General features: G+C 33.9%; 20 protein-coding genes. 14 read left to right on the forward strand and 6 right to left on the reverse strand.

Annotated features, from left to right (window positions below):
* The first annotated feature begins 272 nt into the window (after positions 1-272).
* The gene (locus C8C85_RS02375; protein ID WP_116795643.1) at positions 273-1,745 is read left to right on the forward strand and encodes an esterase/lipase family protein; all 1,473 of its coding nucleotides are present in this window, start codon (positions 273-275) and stop codon (positions 1,743-1,745) included.
* A gap of 135 nt (positions 1,746-1,880) precedes the next feature.
* On the opposite strand, the gene C8C85_RS02380 is transcribed toward C8C85_RS02375, so the two are convergent.
* Positions 1,881-3,056 carry a class I SAM-dependent RNA methyltransferase gene (locus tag C8C85_RS02380; protein WP_116795644.1) on the reverse strand — a complete coding sequence of 392 codons (1,176 nt, stop codon included), beginning with the start codon at positions 3,054-3,056 and terminating at the stop codon, positions 1,881-1,883.
* Positions 3,057-3,150: 94 nt separating this feature from the next.
* On the opposite strand from C8C85_RS02380, the gene C8C85_RS02385 reads away from it, so the two are divergent.
* The 13 genes from C8C85_RS02385 to C8C85_RS02440 all read left to right on the forward strand — a co-directional run bounded on the left by C8C85_RS02385 (position 3,151) and on the right by C8C85_RS02440 (position 12,220).
* Entirely contained in the window at positions 3,151-3,915 is a 765-nt protein-coding gene (locus tag C8C85_RS02385; protein WP_116795645.1) for a class I SAM-dependent methyltransferase, read from the forward strand.
* Positions 3,916-4,007: 92 nt separating this feature from the next.
* Complete coding sequence (locus tag C8C85_RS02390; RefSeq protein WP_116795646.1) at positions 4,008-4,676, forward strand: ZIP family metal transporter; 669 nt, start codon at positions 4,008-4,010, stop codon at positions 4,674-4,676.
* A 345-nt stretch (positions 4,677-5,021) separates the two neighbouring features.
* Entirely contained in the window at positions 5,022-5,441 is a 420-nt protein-coding gene (locus tag C8C85_RS02395; RefSeq protein WP_116795647.1) for a hypothetical protein, read from the forward strand.
* Positions 5,442-5,659: 218 nt separating this feature from the next.
* Entirely contained in the window at positions 5,660-6,475 is an 816-nt protein-coding gene (gene murQ / locus C8C85_RS02400) for an N-acetylmuramic acid 6-phosphate etherase (RefSeq protein WP_116795648.1), read from the forward strand.
* 86 nt (positions 6,476-6,561) lie between these two features.
* Complete coding sequence (locus tag C8C85_RS02405) at positions 6,562-6,780, forward strand: DUF6095 family protein (RefSeq protein ID WP_116795649.1); 219 nt, start codon at positions 6,562-6,564, stop codon at positions 6,778-6,780.
* A complete protein-coding gene (locus C8C85_RS02410) occupies positions 6,780-7,352 on the forward strand; it encodes a pentapeptide repeat-containing protein (RefSeq protein WP_116795650.1) in 573 nt (190 codons plus the stop codon). The genes C8C85_RS02405 and C8C85_RS02410 overlap by 1 nt, the downstream gene beginning before the upstream one ends.
* A gap of 2 nt (positions 7,353-7,354) precedes the next feature.
* Positions 7,355-7,930, forward strand: coding sequence for a DUF1572 family protein (locus tag C8C85_RS02415; protein WP_116795651.1), 576 nt, complete (start codon positions 7,355-7,357; stop codon positions 7,928-7,930).
* Between the two features lie 69 nt (positions 7,931-7,999).
* A complete protein-coding gene (locus C8C85_RS18395) occupies positions 8,000-8,140 on the forward strand; it encodes a hypothetical protein (protein WP_165818084.1) in 141 nt (46 codons plus the stop codon).
* 20 nt (positions 8,141-8,160) lie between these two features.
* A complete protein-coding gene (locus C8C85_RS02420; protein ID WP_116795652.1) occupies positions 8,161-8,535 on the forward strand; it encodes a DNA topoisomerase IV in 375 nt (124 codons plus the stop codon).
* A gap of 53 nt (positions 8,536-8,588) precedes the next feature.
* Entirely contained in the window at positions 8,589-9,359 is a 771-nt protein-coding gene (locus tag C8C85_RS02425) for a TerC family protein (RefSeq protein WP_116795653.1), read from the forward strand.
* 1 nt (position 9,360) lies between these two features.
* Positions 9,361-9,591 carry a nitrate/nitrite transporter NrtS gene (nrtS, locus tag C8C85_RS02430; protein ID WP_116795654.1) on the forward strand — a complete coding sequence of 77 codons (231 nt, stop codon included), beginning with the start codon at positions 9,361-9,363 and terminating at the stop codon, positions 9,589-9,591.
* 41 nt (positions 9,592-9,632) lie between these two features.
* Positions 9,633-11,552: a DUF294 nucleotidyltransferase-like domain-containing protein gene (locus tag C8C85_RS02435; protein WP_116795655.1), complete on the forward strand. Its 1,920-nt coding sequence runs from the start codon at positions 9,633-9,635 to the stop codon at positions 11,550-11,552.
* Positions 11,552-12,220 (forward strand): PolC-type DNA polymerase III, encoded by a 669-nt coding sequence (locus C8C85_RS02440; RefSeq protein WP_116795656.1) that lies wholly within the window; start codon positions 11,552-11,554, stop codon positions 12,218-12,220. The genes C8C85_RS02435 and C8C85_RS02440 overlap by 1 nt, the downstream gene beginning before the upstream one ends.
* A gap of 28 nt (positions 12,221-12,248) precedes the next feature.
* Here C8C85_RS02440 and C8C85_RS02445 read toward each other — a convergent pair whose 3' ends face one another.
* The 5 genes from C8C85_RS02445 to C8C85_RS02465 all read right to left on the reverse strand — a co-directional run bounded on the left by C8C85_RS02445 (position 12,249) and on the right by C8C85_RS02465 (position 20,603).
* The gene (locus C8C85_RS02445; RefSeq protein WP_116795657.1) at positions 12,249-14,972 is read right to left on the reverse strand and encodes a DNA gyrase/topoisomerase IV subunit A; all 2,724 of its coding nucleotides are present in this window, start codon (positions 14,970-14,972) and stop codon (positions 12,249-12,251) included.
* Complete coding sequence (locus tag C8C85_RS02450) at positions 14,973-16,043, reverse strand: YhcG family protein (RefSeq protein WP_116795658.1); 1,071 nt, start codon at positions 16,041-16,043, stop codon at positions 14,973-14,975.
* 13 nt (positions 16,044-16,056) lie between these two features.
* Positions 16,057-17,922 carry a DNA topoisomerase IV subunit B gene (locus C8C85_RS02455; RefSeq protein ID WP_116795659.1) on the reverse strand — a complete coding sequence of 622 codons (1,866 nt, stop codon included), beginning with the start codon at positions 17,920-17,922 and terminating at the stop codon, positions 16,057-16,059.
* Between the two features lie 177 nt (positions 17,923-18,099).
* Positions 18,100-18,402 (reverse strand): DUF6787 family protein, encoded by a 303-nt coding sequence (locus C8C85_RS02460; protein WP_116795660.1) that lies wholly within the window; start codon positions 18,400-18,402, stop codon positions 18,100-18,102.
* A gap of 107 nt (positions 18,403-18,509) precedes the next feature.
* Positions 18,510-20,603: an ATP-binding protein gene (locus C8C85_RS02465; protein WP_116795661.1), complete on the reverse strand. Its 2,094-nt coding sequence runs from the start codon at positions 20,601-20,603 to the stop codon at positions 18,510-18,512.
* Between the last annotated feature and the right edge of the window lie 358 nt (positions 20,604-20,961).

The raw sequence follows: 20,961 nt of genomic DNA on the forward strand, positions 1-20,961 counted from the left end.
GTCAAATAAAAAATGCAAATTAACTCTATTATGGATGAAAGAGATTTTGACAAAATTTAAATGTATTATAACCAACTGTCTTCTAATTTTCCCAATAGTGTCAATTTATTAATATACATAAACCAAGCATTATAAGGTAACATCTTCGACAAAAAAACGAATTCAATTTTAATCTGAAAACCACAGTTCTAGATGACCTCTAACTTCAATTAATTTAAACAAAATAAAACATTTGGGATATATCCTAAAAAGAAATCTTTTAACTAAAAAAAATGAAAAAAACTTTAGTATTTATACATGGCTGGAGTGTCACAAATCTAAACACTTATGGTGAATTGCCTGAAAGGTTACAACTGGAAGCAGCTGCTAACGGTGTAGAAATTGATATACAACATATTTTTTTAAGTCGATACATTAGCTTTCACGACGAGGTTGGCCTGGATGATATTGCCAAGGGACTCGATTCAGCAATTAAGGAACAACTTAGAGGAATTCAAAGTTTTGTATGCATAACTCATTCTACAGGCGGACCAGTAGTGCGTCATTGGTGGAGTTATTTTTATGATAATAGTCCAACTAAAATAAGTCATTTAATTATGCTTGCTCCTGCCAATTTTGGATCAGCACTAGCCCAACTTGGTAAAGCAAAACTGAGCCGAATTAAATCGTTCTTTGATGGAGTCGAACCTGGTCAGAGAGTTTTGAACTGGCTTGAATTAGGCAGTAAATCTTCTTGGGAATTAAATAAAAAGTGGATTCTATCTGATGGACATCAAATTGGAGAACAGGGTATTTTCCCCTTTGTATTGACCGGACAAACTATTGACAGAAAACTGTATGACCACTTAAACTCCTATACAGGCGAACTAGGCTCTGACGGAGTTGTAAGAACTGCGGCAGCAAATTTGAATTCTAGATACATACAGTTAAAACAAAACGCAATAAAAAACAAAAATAATGAAGTCAAAATCTCCTCAACACTTGATATCATTGAATATAAGGAATCTCCCGAGGTGCCTTTAAGAATTATAACCGGAAAATCACATTCTGGATCAGAAAAAGGAATTATGAATAGTGTACGTAAGTCTAGGGATCCAAAAAGTAAAGAAATCATAACTTCTATTTTTAAATGTATAAACGTTGACTCTATTGAAAAATACAATGAGTTAAAAGAGCAATTTAAATTAGAAACTAATACCGTTCAAAAAAATGAATTAATAGAAACAGCACCTGAATTTTTATTTTTCCATACTCATTTTATTCATGATCGATTTTCGCAAGTAATTTTTAGAATTACCGATTCTGAGGGTTACCCCATTACAGATTTTGACCTACTGCTTACTGCGGGCCAAAACAATAATCCCAACGATTTCCCACCTGGATTTGTGGCCGATCGCCAACAAAATTCAATAAACAAGGAAATAATTACTTATTATTTTAACTACGACTTGATTGTTGGTGCGCCCAAAAATGAATTTAGACAAAAGACAGAGGGAATTACCCAAATTGGGTTAAAAATTATTCCTCGACCACAAGAAGGGTTCGTTCGATTTGTAACCTGTGAAATTAAAGCCAACGAAGACTTATTACAAAAAACAATTCAACCCAACAGTACGACCCTAATAGATATTGTTCTTCAAAGAGTTGTTAGCAAAGGTGTTTTTCAAATAAATAACATCACTCAATTCCCCAAAGATTTCGATTTTAGTAAAACTAAATGGGAAGAAAAAGGAATAATAGAGTAGCTCCCTTTTTATAACAAATAATGTCAAAAAATCATTTCAATCAGTAAACAAAACAAATACGAAATCAAAAATCCCGATAATTACTAGATTTAAATAGCAATTATCGGGATTAAATTTTTAGATATTTAGAACTAATTATTCAGCGCCACCGTCAGGAACAGTCTGAAACTTCGTTCTCTTACTTCCTTCATACATTTCATATTTCACCAAACGAGCCTCTAAGCTCGCATTAAAAAGTTTGATTTTACGAGAAGGTTTTAATCCTACATATTTCAAAGCTTCCAGGTTTGCTGTAATGAACCAAGCATTTGTTCCTGGATAATTCTTTTTCAAAGTATCACCAATATTTTTATAAAATTCTTCCATATGAATATCCAAACGTTCATCATAAGGCGGATTGAAGACGATATGTAATTTCCCTTCAGACGTTTTCTCAGTATCGAAGAAATTCTTTTCCTCTATCTTTATATATTCATCTAGATTGGCATTCTTCACATTGTCTTTGGCTTTTTGAACCGCAGATGGTGCTTTATCATATCCTTTTATAGTATAATGAAACTCACGTACGCGTTTCAACAAACTTTCTTGTATGCTGTCAAACAAATCATTATCCCAATCATTCCATTTTTCAAAAGCAAATTCCTTACGGTTGATATTCGCTGGAATATTACAAGCAATCATCGCTGCTTCTGCCAAAAATGTTCCAGAACCGCACATCGGATCCAAGAAATCAGTTTGTCCGTCCCAACCCGAAAGCAACAAAATACCCGCTGCCAAAACCTCGTTTATAGGGGCAATGTTGGTAGCCGTTCTGTACCCACGTTGGTGCAATGAATTTCCGGAAGTATCCAAAGCTACCGAAACCTGATCTTTATCAATATGTATATTTATCCTTAAATCAGGAAAAGCTTTATCAATACTCGGACGCTGTCCCGTTCTTTCACGAAACTGGTCTACAATCGCATCTTTACATTTTTGAGATACAAACTCAGAGTGATTAAAATACTCCGAATGTACCGTTGCGTCAATCACAAAAGTCTGATTAGCGTTGATGTATTTAGACCAATTCGTCCCTCTTATTCCTTTATATAACGATTGCTCGTCTCTCGCTTTAAAAAAATAAATCGGCTTCAAAATCTTCAAAGCCGTGCGCAAAGACAAATTTGCTTTGTACATAAATCCTTTATCTCCCTTAAAACTCACCATTCTCACTCCCTGCTCCACATCCTGTGCGCCCAGCATTGTCAATTCTTTTGCCAGTATTTCTTCAAAACCAAAAAAGGTTTTGGCAATCATCTTAAAATTCTCCATAGCCCCCTAACCCCCAAATGGGGGAATTGTTATCATTAATATTCGGCAAAAATACACTAAATTTGCGGGACTTAAATTAATTGAAAAAGAATAAATGTCCGATTCTACAAATAACAAAACACAAATTACCAATTCCAATCCTGAAAATTGGTTTGCCTCTTGGTTCGACAGTCCATATTATCATATACTTTACAAAGAAAGAAACTACAGAGAAGCGCAGTTGTTTATGGACAATCTAACGCATTACCTCAATCTTCCCGAGAAAGCCAAAGTGCTTGACTTAGCTTGCGGTAAAGGCCGTCATGCCATTTATTTAAATCAATTAGGGTTTAATGTTATAGGCGCCGATTTATCCGAAAACAGTATTTTGGAAGCTCAAAAAAACAGCAATGAAACCTTGCATTTTCAGGTTCATGATATGCGGGAAGTATTTGAAGATAAATTTGATGCTATTTTCAATCTGTTCACCAGTTTTGGTTATTTCGAAAACGATGAGGACAACCTTACTACTCTAAAAGCCATAAAAGAAAGCTTATCAGAATATGGTTTTGCAGTGATTGATTTTATGAATGTTACCAATGTGCTCAATAATTTGGTTCCAGAAGAAGTAAAACACGTTGATGGAATCGATTTCCATATCAAACGCTACCTGAAAGACGGACATATTTTCAAAGAAATTAATTTTGAAGACCAAGGTCACAACTATCATTTTACCGAAAAAGTAAAAGCTCTTACATTAAAAGATTTTGAAGAAATGATGGAAGAAGCCGGTATCTTTTTGTTGGATGTTTTTGGCGATTATAAACTAAAAAAATTCCACAAAACAGAAAGCGAAAGATTAATTATGATTTTTAAGTAATTGATTAATCGTGAAATTGTTTAACCGTTTAATCGATTAAACAAAAAACGATTAAACGGTTAAACCTCGAAACAAACGATTAAACAAAAAACATGAACTACCTATTACCATTACTGTCCGTACTTCTTGGTTATTTCATAGCTTTATTTCTAAAACCAAAAAGCAAAACCAACCTCAAATTATTGCTGGCGTTTAGTGGTTCGTTCTTGCTTTCACTTACCGTAATGCATCTACTGCCAGAAGTGTATGAAAGTAAAAACCATAACATCGGTATTTTTATAATGATGGGTATTTTGTTCCAAATCATATTGGAGTTTTTCTCTAAAGGAGCAGAGCACGGTCACGTACATGGACATGCCAAAATGTACCAAATTCCGTGGTTACTGTTCGTCAGTCTTTGTATTCACGCTTTTTTAGAAGGATTTCCAGTAAGTCATCATAGTGATTTAGCACTAGGAATAGCTATTCATCATTTGCCTATTGCAATTATTTTGACTTCCTTTTTCGTCAGTTCCAGTCTTAATAGAAAAGCCATCTTTTTATTTATGGTCACTTTTGCAATCATGACACCATTAGGCACCATTGTTTCTGACTTTATACCCCAATTGAACAACTATTACAATGAGATAACAGCCATAGTCATTGGAATCCTATTTCATATTTCATCGACTATTATTTTTGAAAGTAGCGAAGGACACAAATTCAATATCGCCAAAGTATCAATGATTGTAATTGGTATTCTGCTGGCGTATTTAATATAGACGAATACAATCTTCGAAAAAAAACCATTTTTAATTGTTTTCCAATTCTCTTTATTTATAAGAATCATTTAAATTAATCCCTTTTATTGGTTAAATTTTGATTTAATCCAATCTAATTCTGATGGAGATATTTTATAAATAATCAAGTATTTAGCGTCAATCACCTAAACTAACTTGCATATAATTCAAATAATTTGCATTATTAAAAATATTACCATTAATTTGTCAAAAAATATATTCTTGAGAAGTTTCTGTCTTTATGAGATTGATACCAAATTATTACTAAATTCACAGAAAAAGCGATGAGAGAAAATTGTCTAAAGACCTTAATATACATTTGTTTGCATGTTTAATTTTTTTAGAAAAAAACCTAAAGCATATACCAAAATTGAAAATCATATTTTTGGTATAATAACGGAGTTATTGAAAATTAGCTCAACCGACATCAATTGTGATGAATTAGGTGGTAAATATTATTTAAGTAACGAAGAGCAACATTTTAGAGTTACCATATTCAGTAATGAATCTGTGATACGAATGACCAACACACGTGATTCTGTTGCAGAGAAATATGACAAAGTTTTTGTTGAAAATGTTTTAAGGGCCGTCAAAGAAGAAAAACACCGTAGAATGGAATTGGTATGCGATTCAATTACGGATAGTATCGAAAAAATGGCAGAACGCTTACATAATACCCTTATTGAATCAAATGAGGAGGAAGAAACAAAAGAAGGAGAAGAAGACACTTTTCTAAAAAGCGTTTAAAAATAAGGGTTTAACTTTTTAATTAAAGTTGAACCTTTTTTTTTCAATTATTACCAACCAAAATACAACATTCCAGATAAAGTATTACTGGTTTACTAAAATGTTATCTTAAGCAAAATAAACATTTTTATTACTATTTTTCATTTTCCAGAGAATAGTAAGTTTTAAAATTCCCTAACTTTACCAAGTATAAAAGTTGTCAATTTTAAAGCAAAACAATGAACTTCACTAAGACCACCGAACAATCTTCCAAATACGAACATTTAGAAAAAATGTCGGTTCAAGAATTACTTACCAACATCAATAACGAAGACAAAACTGTACCTCTTGCTGTAGAAAAAGCCTTGCCGCAAATAGAGACATTGGTAACCGAAATTGTTGCCAAAATGAAATTGGGTGGCCGATTATTTTACATTGGAGCCGGAACTTCCGGACGTTTGGGAATCTTGGATGCCTCAGAATGTCCTCCAACTTTTGGAGTCCCTTTTGATTTGGTTGTTGGAATTATTGCAGGTGGAGATACTGCCATCCGCAAAGCCGTTGAAAATGCCGAAGACAACGCTACTCAAGCTTGGATTGACTTACAAGCTTTTAACGTAAACGCAAATGATGTGGTTGTTGGTATTGCTGCCTCTGGAACAACTCCTTATGTGATTGGAGGTTTACAGGCCTGTAATGCTAAAAATATAAGTACTGGAAGTATTTCCTGTAATGCGGGAAGTCCGCTTTCACAAACCGCAAAATTCCCAATCGAAGTTATTGTGGGACCTGAATTTGTAACAGGAAGCTCAAGAATGAAAGCTGGAACAGCTCAAAAATTGGTTCTGAACATGATTACCACAGCCACAATGATTCAGCTTGGAAAAGTGAAGGGAAACAAAATGGTTGATATGCAATTGAGCAATGTCAAACTTGTAGATCGTGGTGTAAAAATGATTATGGGAGAAATTCCTGTAACTTACGAAGAAGGCTCTGAATTGCTAAAAACTCACGGAAGCGTTAGAAAAGCAGTTGATTATTATAATGCTCAATAAGCATTTTCACATGGCAGATAAAAGATATCAGATTACATAATTTACGATTTAACAATTAAACGATTTAACAAAACAAACAAGTCTAAATGGCAAACAAAGAACACTTAGCAAAAGGAATTAAATATTTAACAGGCGCATTGCCACTAATGTTTATCGGACCATCAGTCATTTATAATGCCTTTATGAACCAGAAAAATGATTGGCATTATTTGGTTTTGGCTATTGGAATCATTGCTTGTCTCGCATCCATGTATTTAATGTTTTTAGGTTTGAAAATAATAATGAAAGGCATATTTAACGACTAATGGAAGACCTAATACACATTCAAAAAACATTTGAAAAAGTAACCTATATTGGTAAGAAGATTAACAATCGTGAATTTGAGGATTGCGTTTTTAAGAACTGCGATTTCTCAAATAGTGATTTTTCGAATAATAGCTTTATGGATTGTGAATTCATAGAATGTAATTTATCGATGACCCAATTGGGCGGTTCTAGTCTGAAGACTGTAAGCTTCAAGAACTGCAAACTAATGGGGATTCAATTTCAATCGTGTCAGGATTTTTTATTCAATGTGCAATTTCAAGATTGCATTTTGGACTATAGTTCTTTTGCAAATAAAAAAATGCCCAAAACCAAATTCAATTCGTGTTCGATGAAAGAAGTAACTTTTATTGGAACGAATTTGACCCAATCGATTTTTGGAAACTGTAATTTGGACAATGCTATTTTTAACGACACTGTTTTGGCCGGTGCCGATTTTACCACAGCCTATAACTATAAAATTGACCCCGAATTCAACCCGATGAAAAAAGCAAAATTTTCCAGTCAGGGAATCGCGGGGCTTTTGGATAAATACGATATAAAAATTGAGTAATCATGAATGCAACCATCTCCTATCTTGAAAGCGTAAAAAAGCAATTTCTCTACTATAAAATGTTGGGAGAAAAAGCGATAGATCAATTGGAACCGGAGCAGCTTTTTGTTACTGTAAACGAAGACACCAACAGTATTGCCGTGATTGTAAAACACCTTTCGGGGAATATGCTTTCGCGTTGGACGGATTTCCTGACCACCGATGGTGAAAAAGAAACTAGAAATAGAGACGGTGAATTTGAAAATGATTTGCACACAAAGGATCAAGTATTGACTCTTTGGAATGCAGGTTGGGATTGCTTTTTGGGAGCATTGGACAGCTTGAAGCCTGAACAACTTTCTGAGATTATCTATATTCGAAATGAAGGCCATACGGTTATTGAAGCCATCAACAGGCAACTGGCACATTATCCATATCATGTTGGACAAATTGTCTTTTATGCCAAACAACTTAAAAATAGCGAATGGGATAGTTTATCGATTCCAAAAAATAAATCGAATAGTTATAACGCAGATAAATTTGCACAAGAGAAAACAATTAAAAATTTTACGGAAGAAGAATTCAGACGTTTAAAATAAAGACAAAATTCAATGGCAATTGCAATGACAAAAAGCAATATCAATGTTAATGCCTAATACTTGCCCCAGATGGAAGTGAAAACCCCGCAGGGCTATATCTTATTTTTTCTTGCCCCAAAAGAGCGACCAGAGGAAGCTCCTTTTGAGACATTGGAAAAAAAGGGGATAGACCGAGGAGTTGTAACGGATAGCTGGATTAGGCCCAAATAAAAAAAGATAAATACGAAGAAATGAAAAAAATAATACTACTCTCTCCTTTACTGCTGCTAATGTCCTGCTATAATGTTGAACGTAACTGTGCCGACTTTAAAACCGGGAAATTTAAATTTGAATACGAGATTGACGGCGTTAAAAAAACTACGGTTTTTGAACGTAATGACAGTATTGAAATCGAAACTTTTGATGGAAAAACGGATACTTCAACTGTTCGTTGGGTAAATGATTGCGAATATGTTTTACAGAAAAAACACCCGAAAAACAAGGCCGAAGAGAAAGCGATTGACATGAAAATTTTGACAACTTCAAAAAATTCCTATACCTTTGAATTTGGAATGGTTGGTGTCGATTCTAAACAAAGAGGAACGGTTATTAAGATTTCAAATTAGAGAATTCAGATTGCAGATTGCAAAAAACCCATAATTTAAACCCATAATAAAAAATGGAAGTATTTTTAAACCCAGATGCTTGGATTGCCTTATTAACACTAACTTTTCTTGAAATTGTATTAGGTATAGACAACATCATTTTCATCTCTATTGCAACTGGAAAATTAGCTCCGGAAGACCGCAAAAAAGCAACCAAAATAGGAATGTTTCTAGCCATGTTCATGCGAATAGCTCTTTTATTTGGAATTAATTTTTTAACCAAAATGAAAAAGCCTTGGTTTACGATTGATTGGAGTTGGCTACATGCTGGGGTTACAGGACAAAGTATCATTTTATTGTTGGGAGGATTGTTCTTGATTTATAAAAGTACAAATGAAATTCGTGAGAAAGTTGATGAAAAAGGTCATGAAGAAAAAGAATTGGGACGAGCAGCCGCAAAATCTTTTCAGAGTGTTATTCTCCAAATTATAATGATCGACTTGGTTTTCTCATTTGACAGTATTTTAACCGCTGTGGGAATGACAAACGGTGTTGAAGGTGCTTTGATTATTATGATTACGGCTGTAGTGATATCGGTTTTGATTATGATGCAGTTTGCAGTTCCTGTTGGAAATTTTGTCAACAAGCACCCATCAATACAAATTTTAGGATTATCCTTTTTGATTTTGATAGGATTCATGCTATTGACTGAAAGTGCACACTTGGCCAATGCTCTTGTTTTTGGCAGTCATGTGACTCCAGTACCAAAAGGGTATTTGTACTTTGCCATTTCGTTCTCGTTATTTGTAGAAATATTAAATATGAGAATGACCAAAAAGAAATAATATGCTTTCTAAAAACATAAAAAACGCTTTGATTATTGCTGTTGTAGTGGGGACTATTTTGAACACTATTAACAGTTACGACGTAATCTGGGAAGGTGATTTTACATTTAGAAATACTTTAAGAATAGTATTCACTTACATTACTCCGTTTTGTGTTTCCTTATATTCTTCCACATTAGCATCAAAATCATTCGAAAAAACAACCATTAAAAACACAGTTACCTCAAAGTAGCTGTTTTTTTTTTACATAAATATAGTTTCAAAATAATACCAATGAAAAATACTATTTCGCATAGAGTTGCTGATTTCTTAAAGAACTTCCCTCCTTTTACTTTTTTAAATCAAAAAGACATTGAAATACTTTCGGAGCAAATATCCATTATATACAAAGAAAAAGATAGTGTCATTTTTGCAGAAAATGAAGAAACGCATAGCTCATTTTATGTGGTTCACAAAGGAGCTGTCGCACTTAGAAAAGGTCTAAAAAATGATATTTTAGATATGTGTGACGAAGGAGATATTTTTGGGCTGAGACCTCTTATAGCCAATGAGAATTATAAAATGGAAGCCAGAGCTTATGAGGAAACTATCCTTTATGCTATTCCCATCTCAATTTTTAGACCATACGCACTAGAAAATGAAGCTGTTGGTAATTTCTTAATACAAAGTTTTGCCTCTAATACCAACAATCCTTACTCTAAAAGCCATAGAGGAAAGTTGTATGGCGAAACTTTGGCGGGAGATCTATTGGAAACAGAAACTAAACTACTTGATATTCAACCCGTAAAATATTCCAAAAAAATAGTTACTTGTTCCGCTATAACCACAGCAAAAGCCATAGCCGAAATTATGACTAAAAAAAATGTTGGAGCTGTACTTGTGGTAGAAGATAAACTGCCTATTGGTATTATCACCGACAAGGATTTAAGGAACAAAATTGTAACTGGAGAATATCCTATCACTACATCGGCTTCCTTAATCATGACAAGCCCTGTTGTTACCTATCCCAAAAAACTGACAGCAACCCAGGCACAAATGGCGATGATGAAAAGCAATATCAGCCATATATGCCTTACAAAAGATGGTACACCAAACACAAAAGCGGTTGGAATCCTTTCGAAGCACGATGTTATGGTTTCTTTGGGAAACAATCCTGCAGTTTTAATAAAAGCCGTAAAAAGAGCAAAAAAATACAAAGATATCAAACCGATACGCGCCAATATCATGCATTTATTACAAGGCTATTTGGATCAGAACATCCCAATAACACTGACATCAAAAATCATTACCGAATTAAATGATGTTTGCATTCAACAAGTTATAGCCATTTCATTAAAAAAAATGAGTACTCCACCTCCTGTAAAATTTGCATGGCTGGCAATGGGAAGCCAAGGACGAAGTGAGCAATTATTGCAGACCGATCAGGACAATGCCCTAGTCTATGAAGATGTACCAGAAGAATTAAAAGAGAAAACTAAAAAATATTTCCTAGAATTAGCAACTCATGTCAACAAAGGATTATTTGAAATTGGATATGATTATTGCCCTGCCGAGATGATGGCCTCCAATCCAAAGTGGTGTTTAAGTCTGGGCGAATGGAAAAAACTGGTTCACCATTGGATCACAAATACCGGAAAAGACGAAGTATTATTGTCGTTTATATTTTTTGACTACAGCCTCTCGTATGGCGACAGCGAAATCGTAAACAACTTATCCGATTATATTTTAGAGGATATAAAGGCTAACCCTGTATTTTACCTTCATTTAGTTAGTGGCGCTTTGCAAAGCCCTTCTCCAACAGGATTTTTTAGAGAATTTTTATTGGAACAAGACGGAGCAAACAAAGATTCTTTTGATATAAAAAGAAGAGCTTTGATGCCTTTGAGTGATGCAGCAAGAGTTTTGATACTCTCACATGCCGTAAAATCAATTAGCAATACTCCCGAACGTTTTGAGAAATTAGCAGAATTGGAACCTCAGAATAGAGAATTGTACTTGGCCTGCTCTTATTCCTATAGAGCTCTTTTAAAATTCAGAACCAAACAAGGTCTTTTGCATAATGATTCTGGTCAATATATTGCCCTCGGAGATCTTACAAAACTTGAAAAAATAAAGCTTAAAAGTACTTTTAAAACTATTAAAGAGATACAAGAAGTTATTTCCATACGCTTTAATCCATCAAATATATTGTAATGAGGGACTTTTTAAAAAGAAGCAAAGCAAGCATATTTGATTTTTTGAAAATTCCCAAAAAATCAATTGACGAAACACTTTCAAATACCGTTGAAAGCACTCGCTTTGTAGTTTTGGATACTGAAACAACAGGTTTTGATTATGACAATGACCGAATACTTTGCATAGGTGCTGTTGTCCTACAGAACAATGTAATTGCAATTCCAGATAGTTTTGAAATTTACATCCACCAAGATCATTACGATAAAAGCAGTGCACAAATTCATGGAATTTTAAAAGATTGGGTTATGGACAAACCTTCCGAATTAGAAGCGTTGCAAAAGTTTTTGGATTTTTTGGGAGATGACATTATCATTGCACACCATACAATCTTTGATATTACAATGATCAATAAGGCATTGGAACGAAATGGTCTTCCACTTTTAACGAATAAAACATTGGACACTGCTTATCTTTATAAAAAAACACTCATTATGTCTAATTTACTGGAACGCAAAGAACACTATGCCTTAGATGATCTTGCCGATAAATTTGACATCTCCAAAAAAGACCGCCACACCGCTATGGGTGATGCTTATATCACTGCAATTGCTTTTTTAAAAATCGTAAAAAAATTAAAGGATCTAAAAGGAAAAACAGAATTCACTTTAAAAGATTTGTTTAAATAAAAAAAGCTCCAAAAGGAGCTTTTTTTTTCTAGAACAAGACAACCTGTCCGTCATCATCCAACTGAACATCAGTTTCATCGGAATTAATTTCTCCTTGAACTTCAATTTCCTCGGGAATAATTTCTTCTGGAGCTTCATACGGTAAAGGCTCCAATAAGTTTACTTGCTTCAATTTATCTGTTGTCAATTGATTACCGAGTGCTTTAAATCCTTTTACAGCAATAAAAGACTCAATATCCACAGTCATATTCTCTTTTTGAACTCCTTTTACCTTCGTGAAAACTAATTCGGCTACAGGACGATAATCTGTTGCTACGATTTCCAATCTAGAATTGGCATGCTCCGTGATGAAAGATTCCTCTTTATTTTCGGTTTCCACCAAGAAACGTTTGATGTAATAACGCTCTTTTTCACCATCATAATAAATTGCCGAAATTGGTTTTTTGGGAACCCATTTTTCCAGAACAATCATATCTTCATCAAAATGAGTACTCAGTTCAGGAGTAATAACTTTAATTTTTCCTGCCTGTGAAATAACTAGAATTTTGTCACTTGGTCTAAATTCGCCTAACAGTTCTCCTCTGGCATCAACGTTTAATCGCTGAACGGTATCATCAAACCAAATTTTCCTTGGCAATAGAGTTGAAATTCCTTTCTCCTTCAATTCAATTTTTTTGATAGGATATTTGGTTACCAAATTCCCTTTGGAAGCACGCCCTTTGATTGCCAAAGAAGCAAAGTCGATATCGAATTTCAGTTTCTTGATACTTCCTACCTGACGCAATAAAATTGTAATCACCTCAGCTTCTCCATTCGGATTACAAGAGAAATACAAAGTTTGCGAACCAGCAGTTTCATTGGTCAAATCATACGGTTTATCACGGGTAACTCCCGAAACATTGAATCGTTTGATATACGATGGTCCTGATTTTCCGTCACGGTAAATCATATTGTAAATGGTACGTTTGTCACTTTTGTCAAAAATAGCAACGTGGATGATATCTTTACCAACGAATGTTTTGGCATCGACTTTGGTTATCATCATTTTTCCATTTCGCAAAAACACAATTACATCATCAATATCCGAACAATCAGTTACATATTCGTCTTTTTTCAAACTGGTTCCAACGAAACCTTCCTCTCTATTTACGTACAATTTAGTATTTCTTAAAACCACTTTTGTCGCTTCAATATCATCAAAAATACGCAATTCGGTTTGGCGCTCTCTGCCTTTTCCGTATTTCTCTTTTAATCTTGTAAAATAAGCAATCGCAAAATCGATGATGTGTTCCAAATCGTATTTTACCTGCTCTATATTTCCTTCAAGAGCCTCAATTTTATCTTGCGCTTTGTTGCTGTCGAATTTTGAGATACGCATGATTCGGATATCCAATAATCTCAAAATATCTTCTTCAGTAACCGCACGTTTCAGATGTTGAATAAAAGGTTTTAAACCATCATCAACCGCTTGTATAACATCTTCGCGAGTTGTTTTATCCTCAATATCACGATAGATTTTATTTTCGATAAAAATACGTTCCAAAGACAAGAAATGCCATTGCTCTTCGAGCTCGCTCAATTGAATTTCCAACTCCTTCCTCAAGAGATCAACGGTTCGATTAGTCGAAATTTTCAACATATCCGAAACCCCAATAAACAACGGTTTGTTATCCTCAATCACACAGCCCAATGGCGCTACCGAAGTTTCGCAAGCAGTAAATGCAAACAAAGCGTCGATAGTTTTATCTGGAGAAACTCCAGGAAAAAGATGAATTAAAATCTCTACCTCAGCCGCTGTATTATCCTCAATTTTCTTGATTTTGATTTTACCTTTATCATTGGCTTTCAAAATACTGTCAATCAAAGTAGTCGTATTGGTCGAAAATGGAATTTGGGTAATTACCAAGGTGTTTTTGTCGAGTTGACCAATTTTGGCACGAACCCGAACACGTCCACCACGCATTCCGTCATTATAATTGGACACATCCGCGATACCTTGTGTCAAGAAATCGGGATATAACGTAAATGGTTTTCCTTTTAAAATTTTAATCGAAGCATCTATTAGCTCATTGAAGTTATGGGGCAATACTTTGGTCGAAAGACCTACAGCAATTCCCTCTGCTCCAGAAGCCAATAACAATGGGAATTTTACCGGTAAGTTATTTGGTTCGGCGCGACGTCCATCATAGGAAACGCCCCAATCGGTAATTTTTGGAGAATACAAAACTTCCAAAGCGAATTTTGATAAACGCGCTTCAATATAACGAGAAGCCGCAGCTCCATCACCAGTTAGAATATTCCCCCAGTTTCCTTGGCAATCAATCAATAATTCTTTCTGCCCAATTTGCACCATCGCATCACCAATACTCTGATCACCATGCGGGTGATATTGCATCGTGTGACCTACGACATTGGCAACTTTATTGTAACGACCATCATCCAACTCTTTCAAAGAGTGCATGATTCTTCGTTGTACCGGTTTGAAACCATCCTCAATCGCTGGAACGGCACGCTCTAAAATTACATAGGAAGCATAATCCAAAAACCAATCTTTGTACATTCCTGTAACTTTGGTGATGGTATCATTTTCATCCTCTGTGTTTTCGTAAAAATGCTGCCCCTCAAAATGTTTGGCTTCTACTTCAATAATATCATCCGAATCATTATCATCTTGATTGTCATCAATAGAATGATTTTCCGAATTATTTTCTTCGCTATCTGGAATTATGTTATCGTCTTCTTCGTCTTTCATTTATTTTGATTCCGAAATTAATTGTATTAAATCTTCTCTGCTAGGCAGAATTGTTTTGTATTTACTGGCAAATATTTGCTCGTTATTTTCAGGTAAAGTGTATTCTACAACCAAATCACTTTTGTTTTGGCAAAGCACAATTCCTATCGTTTTATTTTCATCTTCCAAACGCATTTCTCTGTCATAATAATTGACATACATTTGCATTTGTCCCAAATCTTGGTGTTTTAATTCGCCTATTTTTAAATCAATTAAAACAAAACATTTTAAAACTCGATTATAAAAAACCAAATCGATTCGGAAATGTTTATCATCAAAAGTAATTCTGTTTTGTCTGGCTACAAAAGTAAAACCTTGACCCAATTCCAATAAAAAATGCTCAAGTTTGTTGATAATCTCTTCTTCCAGCTCCGATTCAGAATACTGATGTAATTCTGGCAATCCTAGAAATTCCAAAATATATGGATCTTTGATAAGATCTTTTGGTTTCTCTATAATCTGACCCTTTTCAGAAAGTTTCAAAATCCCTTCTTTATCTCGGCTTAAAGCCAATCGTGTATAAAGTGCCGAATCATATTGCCGTTTTAATTCTCGAACACTCCAATTGTATTTTTCAGATTCTATTTCGTAAAAACGTCTCTCTTTCTCGTCGTCAATTCGAATTAAAAAAGTGTAATGAGACCATGTCAGCTTGAAAAATGAAAGTAGTACTTGAGAATTTATTGAATTCAATTCCGCAGACAGTGTCTGCGTTTTTTGAATACTGAAAATCCCCAACACTGTCTCGGATTTTGAATAAGATAAATAAAATTTTCTGAATTGCTCCAAATTCCTCAATGAAAACCCTTTCCCAAACTCATTAGTCAATTGTTCAGAAAGTCCTTTTAATAGTTGCTTTCCATATTCGGCTCTGTCTTTTCCGTTTTGCTCTTCTTCTACAATCATTCTTCCTATTTCAAAATAGGCGCAAACCATTGTTGAATTTACAGTACGCAAAACCTGTTGCCGAGCATTTTGCAATAGTTCGGTTACTTGAAAGAATAAAGCTTTATTTTGAAGATTGTCTGACACTAGCAAATCTATTTTATTTCACTTCTTCCAAAACATCGATCTCAACCTTCAGATTCTTGATGATAAAATCCTGTCTATCAGGAGTGTTTTTACCCATATAAAACGACAATAATTGTTCGATAGAAGTATTTTTATCCATCATAATCGGATCCAAACGAATGGTTTCTCCAATGAAATTCTTGAACTCATCTGGTGAAATCTCTCCCAATCCCTTAAATCGAGTGATTTCCGGTTTTGGTTTTAATTTTTCTATAGCATCTTTCCGTTCTTCTTCCGAATAGCAATAAATGGTTTCTTTTTTGTTTCGAACTCTAAAAAGTGGTGTTTGCAAAATATACAAATGCCCCTCTTTTATTAATTCCGGGAAAAACTGCAGAAAGAAAGTAATCAAAAGTAAGCGAATGTGCATTCCATCGACATCGGCATCGGTTGCAATTACAATGTTGTTGTAACGCAATTTTTCCAATCCATCTTCGATATCCAAAGCGGCCTGCAATAAATTGAATTCTTCGTTTTCATACACAATCTTTTTACTCATTCCGTACGAATTCAAAGGCTTACCACGCAAACTAAACACCGCCTGAGTATTCACATCACGAGATTTGGTAATCGACCCGGAAGCCGAATCTCCCTCGGTAATAAACAAAGTACTTTCTAAGCTCTTAGGGTTTTTTGTATCTGGAAGGTGGGCTCGACAATCCCTTAATTTTTTATTGTGAAGATTGGCCTTTTTGGCTCGATCTGTGGCTAATTTTCGAATTCCTGATAATTCTTTACGCTCGCGTTCGGCCTGAAGAATTTTTCGCAATAAGGCATCTGCAGTTGCTGGATTCTTATGTAAATAATTATCCAGTTTTGTTTTCACAAAATCATTTACGAACGTACGAACGGAAGGCATTCCCGGTTCGGAACCTATATCTGTAGAACCTAATTTGGTTTTGGTCTGTGACTCAAAAACAGGTTCCATCACTTTGATGCTAATGGCACTCACCACCGATTTACGTACATCCGAAGCTTCAAAACTTTTATTATAAAATTCTCGAATTGTTTTTACAATTGCTTCACGATAAGCTGCGAGATGCGTTCCTCCCTGTGTCGTGTTTTGTCCATTTACAAAAGAGTGATATTCTTCACTATATTGGGTTTTACTATGCGTCAGAGCCATCTCAATATCATCCCCTTTGAGATGAATGATAGGATACTCTAAATCATCAGCGTGAATGGTTTCTTCTAATAAATCTTTTAATCCATTTTCAGAATAATATTTTTCTCCATTAAAAATTATCGTCAGCCCATTGTTCAAATAACAATAGTTTTTAAGCATTTTGATTACATACTCAAATCTGAATTTATAATTTTTGAAGATGGTTTCATCAGGTGTAAAAGTTACTTTAGTACCTTTTCTCTTGGTAGTTTCAACAACATCTTCTTCAAGAACCAAATTACCGCCTGAAAACTCGGCAGCTTTTTGTTTGTCCTCACGAACAGACTCCACGCGAAAATAATTGGACAATGCATTTACGGCTTTTGTCCCGACTCCATTCAAACCAACGGATTTTTTGAAGGCCAAGGAATCGTATTTACCTCCGGTATTCATTTTGGAAACAACATCAATTACCTTCCCCAATGGAATTCCACGGCCATAATCACGAACGCTAACCGTTTTATCTTTAATGGTTACTTCAATGGTTTTACCAGCACCCATCACAAATTCATCGATACAGTTGTCGAGAACCTCTTTTAATAAAATATAAATACCATCATCTGGTGAAGACCCGTCACCTAGTTTCCCAATGTACATCCCGGGACGCATACGGATATGTTCTTTCCAATCGAGAGAACGGATATTATCTTCGGTATATTGATTTTGATCTGACATTTTGGAATTTTATCGAATTTAACTGTATTCTGTTCGGTCCTTTACTTTTCGCAAAAACCTCGAGTCTGCTAATGTAGTGTAATTCGATAAAATTAAAAAGAGGAATAACGCAAAGTTATCAAGAATGATATTGACAGATGGTTTTAAATTTTAGATTCAGATTATTATAAAAAAAATCTACTCTTTAAACATAAACCCAAAACCCATGCCCTTGAGCATTTTTTTTTCAAAAGCCCAAAAGAATTTAAATTGACCAAAAAGAAAACCTATTGCTACCAATAAAACTTGATAAATAGGAAAAATTAGCAGTAGACGAATCGGGGTGTACCAGTGGCCTAATTCTTCCTTCCCGATTCCCAACCACACACAAAAGGGTTTGGATAAATAAGCTGAAGCTGACCCTGTAATGGCGAAAACAACAAATATGACGGCTAATTGCCAATTGGATGTAAGTCCCCAACGTTGTTTCAATCCTTTCATTTTTAGTTAATTCCTTTTTTGCAAATATAACAGGTTTTAATTGTTGAATTTATTCTTATTTCCTTTTTTGTTTCTATATTTTAACTAATATATATCACGATCAATTGTTAAGAAACTTTCTTTTTTAGAATTACTTCTATTGTTTCAAACAATCGTTCTCTGTTAATGGGTTTTGTTATGTAATCCGTAAATCCAGCCCTGAAAATTCGATCCTTATCTTCATTGGATGCAAATGCGGTTTGTGCAATTATGGGAAGATTGGGTCTTATTGGCATAATTTTTTCAAGAGCTTCGAATCCATCCATAATAGGCATTTTGATATCCATTAACACCAAATCTATGTTTGGGTTATTAAAGCAAATATCAACGGCTTCTTGGCCATTTTCGGCACGAATTATCCTGAAATTTTTTCCTTTCATTATTTTCTGAAACAGCAAGAAATTAATATTATCATCCTCTGCAATTAATATAGTTCCTTTCTCTTCACCTTTAAAAATAGTAAGTTCATTAACAGGCTGAACCGATATTCTTTGTGATTTCACATATTCCAAAGGAATGGTAAAATAAAATTCGGAACCTTTTCCCAGTTTCGATTCTAATGTAATGGTTCCTCCCAGCATTTCGGCATAGGCTTTTGAAATCGCAAGTCCCAAACCAAGTCCGCCAATTTTAACTGTATGGTCTCCTCCCACTCTTCTAAAGCGATCAAAGATGTATTGTTGATTATTTTCATCAATCCCAAAACCAGTGTCTTTTATCTTGAATACAATTTTATTATTTGGTTCGTCAATCTCATAACCTAATTCAACAGAACCCTGCTCTGTAAACTTTAACGCATTAGTAACCAAATTTGTAATAATTTGTTTCAGTTTAACCTCATCCGTTTTTACTGGAAATGGTGCCGGTTTTTTGCTTTCAATTAGTTTGAAATCAATTTTTTTAGCTCTTTTATTTGTGATTTTAATACTGTCATACAAATCTTTGATGCAAGATTCCATATTGACAGCGGCATAATTAGGCTTTGTTTGATCGGATTCTATTTTTGACATTTCAATAAGATCATCAATAATAGCAATCAAATTTTTTCCGCTTTTGTCAATAACCGATAAATATTCCTGTTTCTCTTCCTCTTCTAAATCGGTATTCATCAGTAATTCCGTAAAACCGACTATGGCATTCATGGGAGTTCTTATCTCATGTGACAAATTGGACAAAAAGGAAGATTTTAGTTTATCACTTTCTTCGGCTTTTAATTTTGCTTTTACCAATTTACTTTTTTGCTTGGCATTTTCTTCAAAAAGAGTTCCGATGTTTTTAAAATCCCCTTCCGTGTTTTTTAAAATTTCGATGGATTCCTTATTCCCAGTTTCTAATGCTTTGGTGATAGCGTTTAAAGGGACAGAAATCCATTTTTCGGTATAAATAAAGCTAAACAATAACAATAATAAAGAAACAAATAAAATAAAATAAAGACTTTTTAAAATGGTAGCAATAAATTTTTCAAAAGGTCTTTCAAAATAAACACGTGCAACAAATTGATTTTTGTAATCTTTCAAATCCACTTTATATTGAAGAATGTAATTCTTTGTGACTTTGCTTTTTTGATTATTGAATACTGTTATCGTTGAATTGGTTATTTTTTCTACACTTTGTTTAAAAGACGAATCAATTTTTCTGGCTACTATAAAATAACCTACAGGTTTCTGATTTATAGTTCCATTTGATTTTGCAATGGTAATGCCAAATACCTGAATTATCCCATCGGATGTTTTTAAATAAAAGCGGGATTTACCTAATTTATTCAAAGCTAGTAAAGCTTCTTTTGGAACAAAATCAACTTCTTTTATTTTAGTTGAATTAGTATGATTAATAATTTTATTGTCCAAACCATAAACCCCTATATAATCAGATTTAAAGAAACTTGGGTCAGCATACATTTCGTTATACAAACTCGAATCTTTAGTTTTAAGATAATCTACCAAATCATTTCTCTCCATTGAAGCAACAATTTGGTTGAAACCAAGTTGCGTAATTCTAGTAATTTCATCTTGAAATTGGTTATTGTAATTATCTAAAATACTTTTCTTGATATTAGTTATATACAATAGTATGGTTAAAACCAATAGTATTGAAAACACATTCATGCCTACAACAAGCAAGATTATTTTTGGTTTCGTTTTTTTAACTTCTATTTTTTTCATAGGAAGAAAGAATATATGTTTTTTTTTCAAAAAAAAACATCTGGACAAATAGCTTTAAATAAATAAAAAAGCATTTTTCAATCTCTTTAATCAATTATCATGCCGCAATTTAAGAAGCAATACATAAGATTATTATGTTGCTCTAAAAATTTTAAAAAGAAGTTTTTAATAGGATTTGGGATGGTATTTAAAGACATCTGATGTCAAATATTTTTTTTCTGAATTTAACAGAAGAAAAATCAAGTATAAATATACCAAAAATAAATACTTGTTAATAAGTAATTTACACAAAAGAGACATTTACAAACTTGCAAATGTCTCTTTTAAAGATTTAAATTAATTTTAATTGCAAATACTT

Source organism: Flavobacterium sp. 103, from assembly GCF_003096795.1.
GTDB lineage: Bacteria > Bacteroidota > Bacteroidia > Flavobacteriales > Flavobacteriaceae > Flavobacterium.

Bases quoted from the DNA above. Each gene is read 5' to 3' on its own strand.
- C8C85_RS02380 (WP_116795644.1), bottom strand. From the start codon at position 3,056: ATGGAGAATTTTAAGATGATTGCCAAAACCTTTTTTGGTTTTGAAGAA.
- C8C85_RS02455 (WP_116795659.1), bottom strand. From the start codon at position 17,922: ATGTCAGATCAAAATCAATATACCGAAGATAATATCCGTTCTCTCGAT.
- C8C85_RS02385 (WP_116795645.1), top strand. From the start codon at position 3,151: ATGTCCGATTCTACAAATAACAAAACACAAATTACCAATTCCAATCCT.
- C8C85_RS02405 (WP_116795649.1), top strand. From the start codon at position 6,562: ATGGCAAACAAAGAACACTTAGCAAAAGGAATTAAATATTTAACAGGC.
- C8C85_RS02460 (WP_116795660.1), bottom strand. From the start codon at position 18,402: ATGAAAGGATTGAAACAACGTTGGGGACTTACATCCAATTGGCAATTA.
- murQ (WP_116795648.1), top strand. From the start codon at position 5,660: ATGAACTTCACTAAGACCACCGAACAATCTTCCAAATACGAACATTTA.
- C8C85_RS02445 (WP_116795657.1), bottom strand. From the start codon at position 14,972: ATGAAAGACGAAGAAGACGATAACATAATTCCAGATAGCGAAGAAAAT.
- C8C85_RS02395 (WP_116795647.1), top strand. From the start codon at position 5,022: ATGTTTAATTTTTTTAGAAAAAAACCTAAAGCATATACCAAAATTGAA.
- C8C85_RS02440 (WP_116795656.1), top strand. From the start codon at position 11,552: ATGAGGGACTTTTTAAAAAGAAGCAAAGCAAGCATATTTGATTTTTTG.
- C8C85_RS02465 (WP_116795661.1), bottom strand. From the start codon at position 20,603: ATGAAAAAAATAGAAGTTAAAAAAACGAAACCAAAAATAATCTTGCTT.
- C8C85_RS02415 (WP_116795651.1), top strand. From the start codon at position 7,355: ATGAATGCAACCATCTCCTATCTTGAAAGCGTAAAAAAGCAATTTCTC.
- C8C85_RS18395 (WP_165818084.1), top strand. From the start codon at position 8,000: ATGGAAGTGAAAACCCCGCAGGGCTATATCTTATTTTTTCTTGCCCCA.
- C8C85_RS02425 (WP_116795653.1), top strand. From the start codon at position 8,589: ATGGAAGTATTTTTAAACCCAGATGCTTGGATTGCCTTATTAACACTA.
- C8C85_RS02375 (WP_116795643.1), top strand. From the start codon at position 273: ATGAAAAAAACTTTAGTATTTATACATGGCTGGAGTGTCACAAATCTA.
- C8C85_RS02435 (WP_116795655.1), top strand. From the start codon at position 9,633: ATGAAAAATACTATTTCGCATAGAGTTGCTGATTTCTTAAAGAACTTC.
- C8C85_RS02410 (WP_116795650.1), top strand. From the start codon at position 6,780: ATGGAAGACCTAATACACATTCAAAAAACATTTGAAAAAGTAACCTAT.
- C8C85_RS02390 (WP_116795646.1), top strand. From the start codon at position 4,008: ATGAACTACCTATTACCATTACTGTCCGTACTTCTTGGTTATTTCATA.
- C8C85_RS02420 (WP_116795652.1), top strand. From the start codon at position 8,161: ATGAAAAAAATAATACTACTCTCTCCTTTACTGCTGCTAATGTCCTGC.
- nrtS (WP_116795654.1), top strand. From the start codon at position 9,361: ATGCTTTCTAAAAACATAAAAAACGCTTTGATTATTGCTGTTGTAGTG.